Genomic DNA, 16,932 nt, shown 5'->3' on the forward strand with positions numbered 1-16,932 from the left:
TGAGCATGTTGACCACCAGTTTTTCCTGGAATGACCTGTTGTTCTTGCTGGATGGTGCCTGGGTCACTCTGAAACTCACGTTCTGGTCGATCATCCTCGGCTCCGTCGCCGGGTTGCTGTTCGGCTTGTTGCGGGCGCTGTTGCCACGCGCCAGCCTGCCGCTGGCGTGGGTGCTGGACGTGTTTCGCAGCGTGCCGTTGCTGATCCAGTTTGTGTTGTTCAACTCGCTGAAAAGTATTGTCGGCTTGAACATCAGTGCCTTCAGCGTCGGCTGCATTGTGCTCGGGGTCTATGCCGCCGCGTACTTCACCGAGATCGTGCGCAGCGGCGTGCTTTCAGTGCCGTTCACCGTGCGCCGGGCCAGTCGCTCCCTGGGCCTGAGTTTCCTCCAGGACCTGCGCTGGATCGTCCTGCCGATGGCCACGCGGGTGGCCTTCCCCGGCTGGCTGAACCTGGTGCTCAGCGTGATGAAAGACACCGCGCTGGTGATGTGGATCGGCATCGTCGAACTGCTGCGCGCCTCGCAAACCATCGTGACCCGCATTCAGGAACCGCTGCTGGTGCTGTGCATCGCGGGCCTCATCTACTACGTCATGAGCCTGGTGGTCGCTCGCCTCGGCGCTCGTCTGGAAAGAAGGTGGCAAGAAAATGATTGAGATCGACAACGTACACAAATCCTTCGGCAACCTCGAAGTGGTCAAGGGCGTCAACCTGACGGTGAACAAGGGCGAGGTGGTGTCGATCATCGGCGGCTCCGGCTCGGGCAAATCGACCCTGCTGATGTGCATCAACGGCCTGGAGCCGATCCAGAAAGGCAACATCCGCGTCGACGGTGTCGAGGTCCATCACAGCGCCACCGACCTCAACCGCCTGCGGCAGAAGATCGGCATCGTCTTCCAGCAATGGAACGCCTTCCCGCACCTGACCGTGCTGGAAAACGTGATGCTGGCGCCGCGCAAAGTGCTGGGCAAGAGCAAGGCCGAAGCCGAGGAACTGGCGGTGAAACAACTGACCCACGTCGGTCTGGGCGACAAGCTCAAGGCCTTTCCCGGCAAGCTCTCTGGCGGCCAGCAACAGCGCATGGCGATTGCCCGCGCCCTGGCCATGTCGCCGGACTACATGCTGTTCGACGAAGCCACTTCGGCCCTCGACCCGCAACTGGTGGGCGAGGTGCTGGACACCATGCGCATGCTCGCCGAAGACGGTATGACCATGGTGTTGGTGACGCATGAGATTCGCTTTGCCCGGGATGTGTCTGATCGTGTGGCGTTCTTTCGCAATGGGCTGGTGCATGAGATCGGTTCGCCGGATCAGGTGATTGGGAATCCGGTGCATGCCGAAACTGCGGCGTTTCTGAAATCAGTGAAGTAACCGATGGCCCCATCGCGAGCAGGCTCACACACATTGGCCTATTTACAGCCCCAAACCCTGTGGGAGCGAGCCTGCTCGCGATGAGGCCTTAACAGACAAAACAAGGAGCAATCCATGCGCTCATCGAAAGTCATCCATGTCGTCAGCTGCCACGCCGAAGGCGAAGTCGGCGATGTGATCGTCGGCGGCGTCGCGCCGCCACCCGGGGCCACCGTGTGGGAACAGTCGCGCTGGATTGCCAAGGATCAGACCCTGCGCAACTTCGTCCTCAACGAGCCGCGCGGTGGCGTGTTCCGCCACGTCAACTTGCTGGTGCCGGCCAAGGATCCTCGGGCACAGATGGCCTGGATCATCATGGAACCGGCCGACACGCCGCCGATGTCCGGTTCCAACTCACTGTGCGTGGCCACCGTGTTGCTCGACAGCGGCATCCTGCCGATGACCGAACCGCAAACCCGGCTGGTGCTCGAAGCGCCGGGCGGGCTGATCGAAGCGGTGGCCGACTGCCGTGACGGCAAGGTCGAACGGGTGGAAATCAAGAACGTGCCCTCCTTCGCTGACCGTCTCGACGCCTGGATCGAAGTTGAAGGCGTCGGCTCATTGCAGGTCGACACCGCGTACGGCGGCGACAGTTTTGTGATCGCCGATGCCAAGCGCCTGGGCTTTTCCATTCGTCCTGATGAGGCGGCCGAACTAGTCGAGGTCGGGCTGAAAATCACCCGCGCGGCCAACGAACAATTGGGCTTCGTCCATCCGCTGAACCCCGAGTGGTCGCACATTTCCTTCTGCCAGATCGCGGCGCCCCTCGTCTATGAAAACGGCATCGCCACCGGCGCCAACGCGGTGGTGATCCAACCTGGCAAGATCGACCGTTCGCCGACCGGCACCGGCTGCTCGGCGCGCATGGCGGTGCTGCAGGCGAAGGGCTTGATGCAGGTCGGCGAGCGTTTTATCGGCCGTTCGATCATCGGTTCCGAGTTTCACTGCCGCATCGATTCGCTGACCGAAGTAGCCGGGCGCCCGGCGATTTACCCGTGCATTTCCGGCCGGGCCTGGATCACTGGCACTCACCAATTGCTGCTCGATCCGAGCGATCCGTGGCCACAAGGCTATCGCCTCTCTGACACTTGGCCTGGGGCCTGAGCACAGCCTTACAAACCCTCATCCAAAACTCTGACAAACGGCTAGCAAAAAACCCCCTCGTAACTGAAAAAAGCACTGGCCGAGTCTATTTACTTGAAATATCGTATACGAAATACAATTAACAAACCGGAGGCAACAATGAGCAAGCGCATTAACTGGAGTGGTGTTTTCCCCGCGGTGACCACTCAATTCAACGACGACTTCTCCATCAACCTGGAAAAAACCCATCAGGTGATTTCCAACGTGATCCGTGACGGCGTGTCGGGCCTGGTGGTGTGTGGTTCGGTGGGGGAAAACACCTCGCTGACCGCCGAAGAGAAAATCGCCGTGACCGAAGTCGCGGTCGACGCTTCCCGTGGTCGCGTGCCGGTGATTTGCGGTGTGGCCGAATTCACCAGCATTCAAGCGGCCAAGGTGGCCAACGCAGTGCGCCGGGTCGGCGTCGACGGCGTCATGCTGATGCCGGCGCTGGTCTACGGTTCCAAGCCGTTCGAGACCGCCGAGCACTACCGCTACGTGGCGAAAAACGCCGACGTACCGCTGATGGTTTACAACAACCCGCCGATCTACAAAAACGACGTGACCCCGGACATCCTGATTTCCCTGGCCGATTGCGACAACGTGGTGTGCTTCAAGGATTCCTCCGGCGATACCCGTCGTTTTATCGACGTGCGCAATGAAGTGGGCGACCGTTTTGTACTGTTCGCCGGCCTTGATGACGTGGTGCTGGAAAGCATCGCCGTGGGGGCCGAAGGCTGGGTCTCGGGCATGTCCAACGTGTTCCCGAAAGAAGGCGAAACCATTTTCCGCCTGGCCAAGGCCGGTCGCTTCGCCGAAGCCATGCCGATCTACGAATGGCTGATGCCGATCCTGCACCTCGACGCCCGTGCCGACCTGGTGCAGTGCATCAAGCTGTGCGAAGCCATCGCCGGTCGCGGCAGCGCCCTGACTCGCCCTCCACGCCTGGCCCTGCCGAAAGCCGATCGGGTTTTCGTCGAGCAGATCATGGCCAAGGCCCTGGCCAATCGTCCGGAACTGCCGGACGTCGGTCTCTGAGTGATTGCCGGGCGGGGGCCATCGCGGATCGCAGCGCCGGCCCCACCATCCCTCGCCACAGTTTTGTGTCCGGCGCGCCTTTCCCTTTGCCCCCATTTCGACGGGAGTTTTCCATGCCCCACATCATCGGCCACAACTACATCGGCGGCGCACGCAGTGCCGTCGGCAACATCACCGTGCAAAGCCATGACGCCAGCACCGGTGAAGCGCTGCCCTACGCGTTCTCGCAAGCCACCGTTGAAGAAGTCGACGCCGCTGCACAAGCCGCAGCTGCCGCCTACCCGGCCTTCCGCAACTTGCCAGCGAGCCGCCGCGCTGAATTTCTCGAGGCCATCGCCGCGCAACTGGATGCGCTGGACGATGAATTCGTTGCCCTGGTCACCCGTGAGACGGCGCTGCCGACCGGGCGCATTCAGGGTGAGCGCGGCCGCACCAGCGGTCAGATGCGCTTGTTCGCTCAGGTCCTGCGCCGTGGCGATTTCTACGGTGCGCGTATCGACCGCGCCTTGCCCGACCGTCAGCCGCTGCCACGTGTGGATTTGCGTCAGTACCGGATCGGCGTCGGTCCGGTCGCGGTGTTCGGTGCGAGCAATTTCCCGCTGGCATTCTCCACCGCCGGTGGCGACACCGCTGCCGCCCTGGCTGCCGGTTGTCCGGTGGTGTTCAAGGCCCACAGTGGGCATATGGCGACTGCTGAACTCGTGGCCGATGCGATCCTGCGCGCCGCCGAGCAAACCGGCATGCCCAAGGGTGTGTTCAACATGATCTACGGCGCGGGTGTCGGCGAAGCGTTGGTCAAGCATCCGGCGATCCAGGCAGTGGGTTTTACCGGTTCACTCAAGGGTGGACGCGCCCTCTGCGACATGGCCGCCGCACGGCCTCAGCCGATTCCGGTGTTCGCCGAAATGAGCAGCATCAATCCGGTGCTGGTGCTGCCCGAAGCCGTGCGACTGAGGGGCGAAAAAATCGCCAGTGAACTCGCCGCGTCAGTGGTGCTCGGTTGCGGGCAGTTCTGCACCAACCCCGGATTGGTAATCGGCATTCGCTCCCCTGAATTCAGCGCATTTATTCAATCACTCAGTGCGGTAATGGCCGACCAGCCGGGGCAAACCATGCTCAATGCCGGCACGTTATCCAGCTATGCCAAGGGTGTGCAGGCGCTGCACGCGCATCCGCACATCAGCCACCTCGCCGGCCACGAACAACAGGGCAAGCAGGCCCAGCCGCAGCTGTTCAAGGCCGACGTGAGCCTGTTGCTCAATGGCGACCCGCTGTTGCAGGAAGAAGTTTTCGGGCCGACTACCGTGTTGGTGGAAGTGGCCGACAAGACCGAACTGCAACGGGCATTGCAAAGTTTGCACGGCCAACTCACGGCCACTCTGATTGCCGAAGCCGGTGACTTGCAAACCCATGGCGACCTGCTGCCCTTGCTTGAACAGAAAGTCGGCCGGGTACTGTTCAACGGCTACCCGACCGGCGTCGAAGTCTGCGATGCGATGGTGCACGGCGGGCCCTACCCGGCCACCTCTGATACTCGTGGCACCTCGGTCGGCAGCCTGGCCATCGAGCGTTTCCTGCGTCCGGTGTGCTACCAGAATTGCCCGGATGCGCTCTTGCCCGACGCGCTGAAAAACGCCAATCCGCTGGGCATTGCCCGTCTGGTCGATGGCAACAGCCACCGCGAACCGCTGTAAAACCACTCAATCGAGCAGCGACCTCCTGTAGGAGTGAGCCTGCTCGCGATAGTGGTGGGTCAGCTTGCAGCAGTGCTGAATGTGCCGCCGTCATCGCGAGCAGGCTCGCTCCCACAATTTGACCTGCGGCGGTCCTTGATTGTTGTGTCACTACCAATCCCCTGTGGGAGTGAGCCTGCTCGCGATAGCGGTGGGTCAGTTGGCAGCAGTGCTGAATGTACCGCCGCCATCGCGAACAGACTCACTCCCACAGGGGGATTAGTTGCCCTCCGTTTCTTCAATCCAGCAGTGCTTTCAAGTCGTTGTACAAGGCTTCGGGAATCTGCACGCCCTCCACCAGGCTGCGCGCTCTCGCCTCGTAACGCCGTTGCGACGGCAAGCGCGCGCCCTGCTCTTGTATGCTCTGGAACATCACTTCGGCACGGGCCAGATGCTGCTCGGTGGCCTCGCCGAGAAAGCGTCGCGGATCGAGGGCGATGATCAGCTCGCCGTGGTACGGCGACGATTTGCTGCCCGCGTCGTACGCCAACGATTCGGCACTGGTCAGGTCACCAATCAACGGCCCGGCGATCAATTCCACCATGGCGGCCAGCGCCGAACCCTTGTGCCCACCGAACGTCAGCATCGCGCCCGCATCGAGTACCACGTTCGCATCAGTACTCGGCTGCCCGTCTGCATCGACGCCCCAACCTTCGGGAATCGCTTTGCCGGCACGTCGATGCAACTCGATCTCGCCACGGGCAATCGCACTGGTGGCGAAGTCGAACACAAACGGATCCTTGCCCGAACGCGGCCAGCCAAACGCAATGGGATTAGTGCCGAACACCGGCTGACTGCCCCCCGCCGGCGCGACCCAGGCATGGCTGGGATTACACGCCAGCGCTACGAGGCCGGCAGCAGTGAGCTGCTCGATCTCGACCCACAAGGCAGAAAAATGCACACAGCGATTGATCGCCAGCGCTGCAATCCCGTTTGCCCGGGTTTTCTCCTCCAGCAATGGCAGCCCCGCCTGAAATGCCAATTGGGAGAAACCACCCGCCGCATCAACCCGCACAATCGAAGGTGCCTGATCGATCACCCGTGGCTCGGCATCGGCCACCACCTTGCCGGCCCTGAGCGAATTCACACACCCCAATACCCGATACAAACCATGGGAGGCGCAGCCATCGCGCTCGCCGGCCATCACCGTGGCGGCCACCGCCTGAGCGTGGGCAAGGTTGAAACCGTTGTGCAGCAAGATCGATTCGGCCAGCTCGTGAGCTTCGGCCAGGGACAGTCGTTTCATCGTCAACTCCTTGGACAGGCCGTTCAGACTGACCCATTCCTGACGCCACGGCTTGATCGCTTTAAGCCCGGTCGACGACGAATTCGGCATATCCCGCCAATAAGCCATTCGTCGGCTGGACCTGCCACCGCCCCTTGACACTGATTGAGCTCTGCGCGAGTATTATTTCAATCGCATACGATACAAACGTATACGACACACAAGCCGCACCTATTGAAACATTGAGGATTCATTCCATGAGCAAGATCGAAAAAGTACTGGCCACCGGCAAAACCCACACCACCGTCAGCCACGCTGGCACTACCTCGCGCGGCCATGACGGCAGCCTCGACATCACCTTGTCGACACCCGGCATCGCCAAGCCCGCCCACGTGTTTGCAGCCACCCAGCCGCACCCGACTGCCGAGCAACTGTTCGCCGGCGCCTGGTCGGCCTGCTACACCGCCGCCGTCGGGTTGGTGGCCGGTGAGATGAATGTGGTGCTGCCGTCGGATCTGTCTGTCGACATCGAAGTCGATCTGGGTCAGACCGGTCCAGCCTATTTCCTACAGGCTCGATTGACCCTGCGGGTGCCGGGTTTGTCCCACGATATCGCCACGAGACTGGCGCACACCGCCGATCAAATCTGCCCGTACTCAAAAGCGACGCGGGGTAACATTGACGTGGCCCTGAACGTCCTCACGGCTTGACGCACCGCTTCGATCGGCATTCAAGTACGCCACATACATCGCATACGCTTTAAGCGCATGCGAATAACACCCCCTACAAAATATTGAGGACACAACCATGCACAAGATTGAAAAAGTCCTGGCTACAGGCAAAACCCACACCACATTCAGCGACGGTAACAACTCTTCCCGCGGCCTCGCCATGCAGCTCTCGTCGCCTGGAAACCCTCGGCTGGCACACGAGTTCGCCGCCATTGTGCCGCACCCGACAGCAGAGCAGTTTTTCGCCGGCGCATGGTCGGCCTGCTACACCGCTGCCGTCGAACTGGCGGCGAAAAATATGCAGGTGACACTGCCGCCCAATCTGGCCATCGATATTGAGGTCGATCTGGGCCAAACCGGCCCGGCCTACTTTCTCCAGGCCCGGCTGACCCTTCGCGTGCCAGGCTTGACGCAAGATGTCGCGACGGAGCTGGCGCACGCCGCCGACCAAATCTGCCCGTACTCGAAGGCAACGCGCGGCAATATCAACGTGGTCATCAACGCCCTGACCGCGTGATGCAACGTACGACCGGTTCGACTTTCGCCGTCGAACCGGTTGCTACCTCAGTTAGAGTCATGCCGATACAATCGCACACGAGGTATATTTCACTTTTTTGCGAGCCATTCGTCTTTGGCCAACGAGGATGTACATGAAACCCACCGACAACGTCGTCCCCGACAACCTGAAGCTTTCCGAATTTCTGTGTTTTGCGGTCTATTCCACCAACCTGGCCTTCGGCAAGGCGTACAAGCCAATACTCGAGCAGCTTGGGCTGACCTATACGCAATACATCACCATCGTCGCGCTATGGGAGGAAGACCATCAGACCGTCGGCAGCCTGGGCGAGAAGCTGTTTCTGGAATCGAACACGCTGACCCCGATCCTGAAGAAGCTGGAAGCGATGGGCTTTTTGCAAAGGCAGCGCGATCCCGAGGACGAGCGCCAGGTGCGCATCAGCCTGACGAAGAACGGTCGACAGCTGCGCGAAAGCCAACCGGAAATGGGCCTCGCCGACGCGACAGGCCTGACGCTCGACGAGTTCGCGCTCCTGCAGAAGGCGATCGTGAAGTTGCGCGGCAATCTGATCAAGTCGACGAAAGCCGGGGAATGAGCCGGCGTGTGCACTAGCGCACCGCTTCATCCCGCACCACCCCGCGCTCCTCCAGCAAGCGCACAAACATGGTCAGGCTTTGCGACACCGTCCCCCGGCGCCACACCAGCCAGGTGCGCAAATAGCGGAACGATTCCGATAGCGGCCAGACGCTCACCGTGGTGCATCCGGGCATGCTGTTGAGCATGCTGCGGGGCATCAGCGCCAGACCAGCACCGGCGCTGACGCACGCGAGCATGCCGTGATAGGACTCCATTTCGAAAATCTTGCCGGGCACCGCCGCGTCCTTGGCGAACCAGCTTTCGAAGTGGTGTCGATAGGAGCAATTGGAGCGAAAGGCATAGATGTTTTCGCCATTGACGTCCCGCGCACGATGGATCGGGGAATGGTTGAGCGGTGCGATCACCACCATTTCTTCCTCGAACGCCGGCACGCCCTCCAATGCCGGGTGCAGCACCGGCCCGTCGACAAACGCGGCCGCCAGTCGTCCCGACAACACGCCGTCGATCATGGTCCCCGAAGGTCCGGTGGACAGGTCCAGCTCGACCTTGGCGTGCTTCTGGTTATACGCAGCCAATAGCTCAGGGATACGCACCGCAGCGGTGCTCTCCAGTGACCCCAGCGGAAACGATCCCTGCGGTTCTTCGCCCGCCACGGTCGCGCGAGCCTCCTGGACCAGATCGAGAATGCGCCGGGCATAGTCGAGGAAACTCCAGCCGGCCGGCGACAGGCGCAGGCGACTCTTCTCGCGGATAAACAGGTCCACGCCCAGATCCAGCTCCAGCTGCTTGATCCGCGTCGTCAGGTTCGACGGCACCCGGTGGATGTGCTGAGCCGCCGCGCTGATGCTGCCGTGCTCGGCGACGGCTTTGAAAATTTCCAGCTGTACCAGATCCAAGTCATTCTCCAAACGTGAACGTTATGCTCAGTATTATTCAGTTTCCAGAAAACAATCGCCACCGTAACCTGAGCGCATCCCCACCTCGCAGGACGGTGCCATGACCCAAGTTTCCAGCCTCACCCATGCCATTTCGATCAACCCCGCCAACGGCGAGCAGATCGGCCACTACCCTTTCGAATCCGCATCGGCACTGGATGCCGCCCTGTCCCGCGCCGCTGCCGGGTACCGCGCCTGGCGCAGCAAACCGGTTGATCAACGCTCGCAGTTGTTGATCGCCCTGGCTGGAGCATTGCGCGGCAACGCCGCCGCGATGGCCAACATGATCACCCTGGAAATGGGCAAGCCGATCACTCAGGCGCGCGGCGAAATCGAAAAATGCGCGCAACTCTGCGAGTGGTACGCCGAACACGGCCCGGCGATGCTGAGCGCGGAACCGACGTTGGTGGAAGGCGGCAAGGCGCGCATTGAATACCGCCCGCTCGGCCCGATTCTCGCCGTGATGCCGTGGAACTTCCCGATCTGGCAGGTCCTGCGCGGCGCCGTTCCAGCGTTGATCGCCGGCAACACCTACGTGCTCAAACATGCGCCCAACGTGATGGGCAGCGCCTATCTGTTGCATGAGGCCTTCAAGCAGGCCGACTTCCCTGAAGGTGTCTTCGAGGTCATCAATGTCACGCCGGACGGCGTCTCCACCGCGATCGCCGACCCGCGCATCGCGGCAGTCACCCTCACCGGCAGTGTGCGAGCCGGCATGGCCATCGGCGCGCAGGCCGGCGCTGCATTGAAGAAGTGCGTACTGGAACTGGGCGGGTCCGATCCGTTCATCGTCCTTAATGATGCCGACCTCGACGAAGCGGTCAAAGCCGCCGTGATTGGCCGCTACCAGAACACCGGGCAAGTTTGCGCGGCGGCCAAACGCTTGATCGTCGAGCAAGGCATCGTCGAGGAATTCACGCGCAAGTTCGTCGAAGCCACGCGAAAACTGGTGGTCGGCGATCCACTGGCCGGCGACACTTACATCGGTCCGATGGCTCGCTTTGATCTGCGTGATGAACTGGATCAACAGGTGCGCGACACCCTGGAAGAAGGCGCGACGCTGTTGATGGGCGGCAAGAAGGCTGAAGGCCCTGGCAACTTTTACGAGCCCACGGTCTTCGGTGATGTCACCGACCAGATGACCTCGTTCAAACAGGAGCTGTTTGGCCCGGTGGCCTCGATCATCACGGCACGCGATGCGGCCCATGCTCTGGCACTGGCGAATGACAGTGAGTTCGGCCTCGCTTCAACCATCTACACACGCAACGTCGAGCTTGCCGAGCAGATGGCCGATGAACTGGAAACCGGTGGTGTGTTCATCAATGGCTATTGCGCCTCCGATCCGCGCGTTACCTTTGGCGGCGTGAAGAAAAGCGGGTTTGGCCGTGAGCTCTCGCATTTCGGCGTCCGCGAATTCTGCAATGCCCAGACGGTGTGGCTGGATCGGCGCTGATTGCATAACGATACCCGGGAGTCTTTTGGCTCCCGGGCTCACGCGCTATTCGTTCAGGTAATACAGTTTGTTCACAATCATCCAGCGATAGTTGATGTTCAGTAGCGCCAGGTAATCGGTAAATCGCATGCCGAGATATTCATCAATGACTTTTACCGCGGCGGCATCGCCCGTGATATCGATGCTTTGCACTTCCCAAAACGGTTTGACCTCTTTGGGTGCCGGCCCTTCGGCCTTGATCGCGCCGATAAATTCCTCCAGGGTTAACCATTCAAGCTTGTCTTCGTAATGGCCGATGATGCGGCAAGAAGGATGAAAGGCTTGTCGCAGCAAGGCTTCATCGGCGAACACCATGCCTTCCACATAATTGCGGACCACCACGTTGATGTGTTCTTTAGCCAGCGATTGAGTCGTCATGTCATACCTCCAGCGTTCTCGTCCTCGCACCGCCGGATCAGGTTGTTCGATCGTCTATTCCACCCTGAAAGTCTAGCACCGCGCGCTTAACCCTCCCGGACGGCGACTATGATGTTGGGGGGCATTGCAGATAGCCTTCGGACAATACCTGACAAGCCTCGACAATTTGCCTAACCCACCACATCAATCAACTGCTCGCGCTGCGCCCCCGTCAGCATCGGACCGAAACCGGCACCGGCATTTTCCGCCATGTAACGCGGGTTGCCGGTGCCGGGGATCACGCAGGTCACCGCCGAATGCGTCAGCAGGAACTTGAGCGCCAGTTGCGCCCAGCTGTTGACCCCCACTTGCGCGGCCCAACCCGGTAGTGGTTTGCCCTTCAAGCGCGCGAGCAAATCACCGCCGCCGAAGGGCCGATTGCAGATCACCGCCACGCCCCGCTCGCGACACAGCGGCAGGATACGTTTCTCGACGCCGCGATCGTCCAGGGCATAGTTGATCTGCAAAAAGTCCAACGGCTCGGCCTTGAGCACCGCTTCCACCTCGTCATACGCCGACGCCGTGTAATGAGTGATGCCGATGTAACGAATGCGCCCTTCTTCCTTCCATTTACGCAGCGTAGGCAAATGGGTTTTCCAGTCCAGCAGGTTGTGAATCTGCATCAGGTCGATCCGGTCGGTCTGCAACAGTTTGAAGGACTGTTCCATCTGCGCGATGCCTTCTTCGCGGCCACGGGTCCACACCTTGGTGGCCAGGAAGGCCGGCGAGCGCGGCTCATGCACCGACAACAGTTCACCGGTGGTCTGCTCGGCGCGGCCGTACATGGGCGAACTGTCGATCACCTTCCCGCCCTTCTCGAACAACGCGCGCAGCACCGCAGGCAGTTGCTTGTAGTCAGGACTTGAAGGCTCGACATCAAAACCGCGATAGGTGCCCAACCCGACAATCGGTAGGAGTTCGGCGCTGGATGGAATGGCCCGGGTCAGCATGTTCTTGCCTCCTGTTTCGGTCGACGGCGTGAATGCTGCAAACGCTGGATCGAAGGTGAAAACCGCCGAAGCACCGGCAGCCAGTGTGAGTATTTTTCGACGCGAGTACCCATCAGTGTGGCTCATGGAATTGTCCTTCCACATTTTTGCTGTCAGCCCTTTGCGCCTGCTGCCTGGCCAGCCACACGCATAACCCGCCCCACAACCCGGCAAACGGCACGATCACCAGCGCCACCAGACCGAAACCCGCTCCCAGCGCCGTCAACCCGGCGGACAACCAGCCACTGGCGGCATCTCCACCGCGATACACCAAGGTCTCGATCACATTCTTGGCCTTGTACTTTTCTTCCCGGCTGACCACGGTCCACAGCACTTCCCGCGCTGGCCGCACGATGGCGAACTCGACCGCACGGCGCAGCCCCTGCGCCAGCGCCACGGTTGCCGGCACGGGCGCCAGGGCCATGGCGGCGAACGCCACGACCGTCGCCAACGGCAAGGCTGCCAGCGCCCCGCCGATGCCAATCAAGCGGATCAACGGTGCCGTCAACAGCAACTGCAAGACCAAAGTCAGCGCCGACACGATCAAATCGACGACGGCGAAGAATTGCGTCCGGCTGGCCACATCAGCATAGCTACCAGCGACAATTCGTCCCTGTTCGAAATACAACAAGGTCGCTGCGCTGGTGTGCAACAGCATGAACAGCACCAGCCCCAGCAGATACGGCGAGCGCAGAATCAGGGTGATGCCGGCAAGCATGCCGCCTCCCATGCGCCGGTCCGCCAGCGACCGACGGCCGGATTGCGCTTCGGTACGGGACAGCAGCGCCCGGTAGCAGCGCACCGCAACTTCCAGCAGCACTGCGGCGGCGAGGGTCAATGCCACCGGGCCGAACCGGGTGGCCATGGTCGCCGCCAACAAAGGCCCGATGAAAGTGCCCAGCGTTCCTCCGGCCGCGACGAAGCCGAACAGCCGCCGCCCTTGTTCGCTGGAAAACCGATCCACCAACACGCTCCAGAAGATGGAGACGATGAACAGGTTGTAGATGCTGATCCAGACGAAAAACACCCGGCCGACCGCCACCGGCGCAACGTGGTTGGCAATCAACACGCCAAACACCAGCATAGACAAAGCGATCAACCGATAGATCAACGGCACGAAACGAGTGGCCGGCAACCGCGAAACCAATGCGCCAAACAACGGCACCATCAATAGCATCACCACGAAGGTCGCCGTGAACAGCCACTGCAACTTGTCGGCGCCGCCTTCCAGGCCCAAGGCATCGCGCAGCGGTCGCACCAGGTAATAGCTGGCCAGCACGCAGAAATGGAAGGCGAAACCCAGCCTCAGCGCCGCTCTTTCCGACGGCAGGACGTTGAGCCATTTCACAGCGATGGGCATTGGAGCCCTCCCGGTGCGTCGCGCAAGCGGTCTACTACACTCTGACAGCAATCAAGCGATAGCCGTCGTCCGGCCAGAGCCGTCAATGCCGCCCACTAAAGTTAGCCGAATGCCACGAATCCTGGTGTCAATCGTCGTCATCATCGCCGTCGTTTACCTGGCGCTCTGCGCTGCGCTGTTCGTGTTCCAGCGCGCGCTCATTTACTTCCCGCAACCCCGCGCCATCGGCACCTCGGCAACGCTGCTCACGCTGTCGGTCGACGACGCGCAGGTGCTGGTGTCCGTCAGGCCGCACGAGGGGGGCAAAGCATTGATCTATTTCGGCGGAAATGCCGAGGACGTCTCCCGAAGCCTGCCTTCGTTTTCCGAAGCCTTTGCCGATCACGCCGTCTACTTGATGCACTACCGAGGCTACGGCGGCAGTTCCGGATCGCCTTCCGAGGAGATGATTTCGCGCGACGCCCTGACCTTGTTTGACCTGGTCTATGCCACCCATCCGCACATCACGGTGGTCGGTCGCAGCCTGGGCTCGGGCGTCGCCGTGCGCCTCGCCAGTCAGCGCCCGGCGGCACGTCTGGTGCTGATCACGCCCTACAACAGTGTCGAAGAACTCGCTACACGGCAATTCCCCATCTTCCCGGTGAAGTGGTTGCTCAAGGACACCTTTGCATCCTGGAAGTACGCCGCCCACATCACGGTGCCGACGCTGTTGATCGCGGCGGAGCACGACGAAGTGATACCGCGCTCCAGCACCGAGCGGCTCTTCACACATTTCGCCAAAGGGGTGGCAACGCTGAAGGTCATACCGGGTACGGGGCACAACTCGATATCCGAGAGCCCCGAGTACCTCAAGGTGCTGGGCGACGGGTTGTGAGTGGCCAGTAGCCGACTGTACTTTTCAAAACAGGTGGCGACGGGCGACTTCGGGCTATGAATAAGCCCCAATCACCCACTTCACTTTTTCCAGCGCCTCCCGCAGTGCGCCCATCTCAGCCGACCCCAGCGCCAGGCGAATCGCATGCGGTACATGGGCAGAAGTGGCAAACGGCTCAGCGGTTGAAATCGCGACTTTTTCCCGCAGCAAGGCCGCGGCGATCTGGTCGGCCCTCGCATCTTCAGACAAAGGCAGCCAAAGAAAATACGACGACGGGTGGCGAATACATGGAAGGCCCGCCAGCACTTCTGCGGCCATGATTTGCCTGGCCTGCGCATCCTGGCGTTTTTCCGCTTCCAGTTGCATGACGGTGCCATCGTCGAGCCACGTGCTCGCGATGGCCGTCAGCACGCCTGGGGTATTCCAGGTGGTCGCCCTGATCGTGCGCTCCAGCGCGGGCACTTTTTCGATCGGGGCGGCGACGAAACCTACACGCAGCCCAGTGGCCACACTCTTGGAAAGCCCTGAAACGTAGACGGTCCGTTCGGGGGCGAGTTGCGCTATCGGTGCCGGCGGGTTCTCGGCAAGGAAGGCATAGGCGGCGTCCTCGATGATCAGCAAGTCATGCTTGCGCGCGATGGTCACCAGCAAATCGCGCTGATGGGCACTCATGACCCACCCCAGTGGATTGTGCAGCGTCGGCATCGAGTACACCGCCCGCACGCGGCGATTCCGGCACAGGCTGTCCAGCGCCTCCAGATCAGGTCCTTGTTCGGTCACGGGAATAGGCACGATTTCAAGGCGCAAGGCTTCGGCCAGCACGATGAAGCCTGAATAGGTCAGTGCATCCGCTGCAATCACATCACCGGGTTGCAGCAGCGCCATCATCGTCACGGCCAGCCCATGCTGGGCGCCACTGACCATCAACACTTGCTCGGCCTCCACCGTCAGGCCTCGGGCGAGCAAATGACGCGCCACCGAGGCGCGCTCATGCAGGCGCCCGGCGTGTGGCTGGTAGCGCAACAGGGATTCCAGATCACCGCCCGAGGCGAGTTGGCGCAGCGCATTTCGCAAGAGTTCTGCCTGCCCTGGCAGGGACGGATAGTTGAAGTTGAGGTCGGTCATGCCCACGGCCACGCTTTTCTGATCGATGCCCAAGCCCGGCGGCAACGACGTCTCCCGCACGAACGTGCCTCGCCCTGTCTCGCCGCTGACCAGCCCCATGGCTTCGAGTTCTGCATACACCCGACTGGCGGTTACCAGCGCCAGCCCTTCTTTCGCCGCCAATTGCCGATGCGTCGGCAAACGCGTGCCCGGCAACAATCGGCCTGAGCGGATGTCAGCCGCCAAAGCATCCACTAATGACTTGTATCGTGAGCGAGGCATGTCGAGATGTATCCATGACAATTTTTTGATTGTAGTGATCGTCGCTCATACGATGGATCTCTGCAAATTCAGAGTGCCTTGAAATGGAACGGACCCTGCAAAACCCAATGACGGAAAAGACCGCGAGCGGATGGCTCAACGGGTTCATCGGCGTGCTGATTTTCAGCGGCTCGCTGCCGGCCACCCGGTTGGCCGTGCTGGAATTCGACCCGGTGTTCCTGACCGTTGCCCGAGCGGCGATTGCCGGGCTCCTGGCGCTTTGCATGCTGGTGCTGTTTAAAGAAAAACGCCCCGCCAAGCATCAGCTTATGCCTTTGGCGATCGTGGCAATGGGCGTTGTGGTGGGGTTTCCGCTGCTGACGGCGTTGGCGTTGCAGTACGTGACGTCGGCGCATTCTATCGTCTTCGTTGGTTTGTTACCGCTCGCCACTGCGGTGTTTGGTGTGTTGCGCGGCGGGGAACGACCACGGCCGGTGTTCTGGTTTTTCTCGGTGCTGGGCAGCACGTTGGTGGTGGGGTTTGCGCTCTCTCAGGGCCTGACCGCTTCGCCGACCGGCGACATCCTCATGCTGCTGGCCATCCTCGCCTGCGGGCTGGGTTATGCCGAAGGGGCGAAGCTTTCAAGAACCCTGGGCGGCTGGCAGGTGATTTCCTGGGCGCTGCTGCTGTCGCTGCCCGTCATGGTCCCGCTGACCTGGTTCATGGCTCCGGCTTCGTTCTCGGGAATTTCTACGTCGGCGTGGTTCAGCCTGGCGTACGTATCGATCTTCAGCATGCTGATCGGTTTTGTGTTCTGGTACCGCGGGCTGGCCCAAGGGGGGATTGCCGCCGTCGGCCAGTTGCAACTGCTGCAGCCGTTTTTTGGTTTGGCGCTGGCGGCCACGCTGCTTCACGAGCACGTCAGCATCGGCATGCTGGGGGTTACCGTCGCGGTGATCCTTTGCGTGGCCGGGGCACGAAAGTTTTCGAAGTGAGTGAGCGCGACAAGCGTTGCTGCCAGTTTCCGCCACTGGCGCGCTGGCATTCTTCTTTAGCCCGCTGGCCAGCGACTGCTCATTGGCGGACGCGCTGATCCCAGCGCAAATATGTCTCTTTCGTCCGTGAAC

The 16,932-nt window shown here is 61.2% G+C and carries 17 protein-coding genes; 11 read left to right on the forward strand and 6 right to left on the reverse strand.

The genetic code is table 11. The features are described 5' to 3' along the window. Positions 1–5 precede the first annotated feature (5 nt). The 5 genes from AC3WP4_RS05530 (at position 6) to AC3WP4_RS05550 (ending at position 5,264) form a co-directional block, all read left to right on the forward strand. Positions 6–656, forward strand: coding sequence for an amino acid ABC transporter permease (locus tag AC3WP4_RS05530; protein ID WP_074877199.1), 651 nt, complete (start codon positions 6–8; stop codon positions 654–656). Continuing rightward, positions 649–1,371: an amino acid ABC transporter ATP-binding protein gene (locus AC3WP4_RS05535; RefSeq protein ID WP_008157200.1), complete on the forward strand. Its 723-nt coding sequence runs from the start codon at positions 649–651 to the stop codon at positions 1,369–1,371. Before AC3WP4_RS05530 ends, AC3WP4_RS05535 begins: the two co-directional genes overlap by 8 nt. Before the next feature lie 114 nt (positions 1,372–1,485). Continuing rightward, on the forward strand, positions 1,486–2,514 hold the full coding sequence (locus AC3WP4_RS05540; RefSeq protein ID WP_076030925.1) for a trans-3-hydroxy-L-proline dehydratase: 1,029 nt from the start codon (positions 1,486–1,488) through the stop codon (positions 2,512–2,514). A gap of 138 nt (positions 2,515–2,652) precedes the next feature. Next, a complete protein-coding gene (locus tag AC3WP4_RS05545; RefSeq protein ID WP_102614442.1) occupies positions 2,653–3,570 on the forward strand; it encodes a dihydrodipicolinate synthase family protein in 918 nt (305 codons plus the stop codon). A 113-nt stretch (positions 3,571–3,683) separates the two neighbouring features. Continuing rightward, positions 3,684–5,264 carry an aldehyde dehydrogenase (NADP(+)) gene (locus AC3WP4_RS05550; RefSeq protein WP_102614443.1) on the forward strand — a complete coding sequence of 527 codons (1,581 nt, stop codon included), beginning with the start codon at positions 3,684–3,686 and terminating at the stop codon, positions 5,262–5,264. A 277-nt stretch (positions 5,265–5,541) separates the two neighbouring features. Here the strand turns inward: AC3WP4_RS05550 and AC3WP4_RS05555 are convergent, their stop codons facing one another. Beyond that, positions 5,542–6,549: an Ldh family oxidoreductase gene (locus tag AC3WP4_RS05555; RefSeq protein ID WP_102614478.1), complete on the reverse strand. Its 1,008-nt coding sequence runs from the start codon at positions 6,547–6,549 to the stop codon at positions 5,542–5,544. Positions 6,550–6,785: 236 nt separating this feature from the next. Between AC3WP4_RS05555 and AC3WP4_RS05560 the strand changes: the two genes are divergently transcribed. The 3 genes from AC3WP4_RS05560 (at position 6,786) to AC3WP4_RS05570 (ending at position 8,371) form a co-directional block, all read left to right on the forward strand. Next, positions 6,786–7,238: an Ohr family peroxiredoxin gene (locus AC3WP4_RS05560; protein ID WP_074877204.1), complete on the forward strand. Its 453-nt coding sequence runs from the start codon at positions 6,786–6,788 to the stop codon at positions 7,236–7,238. A gap of 97 nt (positions 7,239–7,335) precedes the next feature. Continuing rightward, the gene (locus tag AC3WP4_RS05565; protein ID WP_102614444.1) at positions 7,336–7,776 is read left to right on the forward strand and encodes an Ohr family peroxiredoxin; all 441 of its coding nucleotides are present in this window, start codon (positions 7,336–7,338) and stop codon (positions 7,774–7,776) included. 133 nt (positions 7,777–7,909) lie between these two features. Then, a complete protein-coding gene (locus tag AC3WP4_RS05570; RefSeq protein WP_074877208.1) occupies positions 7,910–8,371 on the forward strand; it encodes a MarR family winged helix-turn-helix transcriptional regulator in 462 nt (153 codons plus the stop codon). A 13-nt stretch (positions 8,372–8,384) separates the two neighbouring features. Here the strand turns inward: AC3WP4_RS05570 and ptrR are convergent, their stop codons facing one another. Beyond that, positions 8,385–9,269 carry a putrescine utilization regulator PtrR gene (ptrR, locus tag AC3WP4_RS05575; RefSeq protein ID WP_046046804.1) on the reverse strand — a complete coding sequence of 295 codons (885 nt, stop codon included), beginning with the start codon at positions 9,267–9,269 and terminating at the stop codon, positions 8,385–8,387. A gap of 100 nt (positions 9,270–9,369) precedes the next feature. Between ptrR and AC3WP4_RS05580 the strand changes: the two genes are divergently transcribed. Then, entirely contained in the window at positions 9,370–10,761 is a 1,392-nt protein-coding gene (locus AC3WP4_RS05580) for an aldehyde dehydrogenase family protein (RefSeq protein WP_102614445.1), read from the forward strand. Positions 10,762–10,806: 45 nt separating this feature from the next. On the opposite strand, the gene AC3WP4_RS05585 is transcribed toward AC3WP4_RS05580, so the two are convergent. From AC3WP4_RS05585 to AC3WP4_RS05595, 3 genes are all read right to left on the reverse strand, one after another. Further along, positions 10,807–11,178, reverse strand: a complete 372-nt coding sequence (locus AC3WP4_RS05585) for a nuclear transport factor 2 family protein (RefSeq protein WP_102614446.1) — start codon at positions 11,176–11,178, stop codon at positions 10,807–10,809. Positions 11,179–11,348: 170 nt separating this feature from the next. Next, complete coding sequence (locus AC3WP4_RS05590) at positions 11,349–12,293, reverse strand: aldo/keto reductase (protein WP_102614447.1); 945 nt, start codon at positions 12,291–12,293, stop codon at positions 11,349–11,351. Further along, positions 12,280–13,566, reverse strand: a complete 1,287-nt coding sequence (locus AC3WP4_RS05595; RefSeq protein ID WP_102614448.1) for an NTP/NDP exchange transporter — start codon at positions 13,564–13,566, stop codon at positions 12,280–12,282. Before AC3WP4_RS05595 ends, AC3WP4_RS05590 begins: the two co-directional genes overlap by 14 nt. Before the next feature lie 85 nt (positions 13,567–13,651). Here AC3WP4_RS05595 and AC3WP4_RS05600 point away from each other — a divergent pair, with 85 nt between their 5' ends. Next, the gene (locus tag AC3WP4_RS05600; RefSeq protein WP_102614449.1) at positions 13,652–14,440 is read left to right on the forward strand and encodes an alpha/beta hydrolase; all 789 of its coding nucleotides are present in this window, start codon (positions 13,652–13,654) and stop codon (positions 14,438–14,440) included. Between the two features lie 54 nt (positions 14,441–14,494). On the opposite strand, the gene AC3WP4_RS05605 is transcribed toward AC3WP4_RS05600, so the two are convergent. Further along, on the reverse strand, positions 14,495–15,826 hold the full coding sequence (locus AC3WP4_RS05605) for an aminotransferase-like domain-containing protein (RefSeq protein WP_102614450.1): 1,332 nt from the start codon (positions 15,824–15,826) through the stop codon (positions 14,495–14,497). Positions 15,827–15,909: 83 nt separating this feature from the next. Between AC3WP4_RS05605 and AC3WP4_RS05610 the strand changes: the two genes are divergently transcribed. Beyond that, positions 15,910–16,800 carry a DMT family transporter gene (locus tag AC3WP4_RS05610; protein ID WP_074877223.1) on the forward strand — a complete coding sequence of 297 codons (891 nt, stop codon included), beginning with the start codon at positions 15,910–15,912 and terminating at the stop codon, positions 16,798–16,800. Positions 16,801–16,932 lie beyond the last annotated feature (132 nt).

The sequence above is a fragment of the Pseudomonas sp. FW305-20 genome (assembly GCF_058788075.1).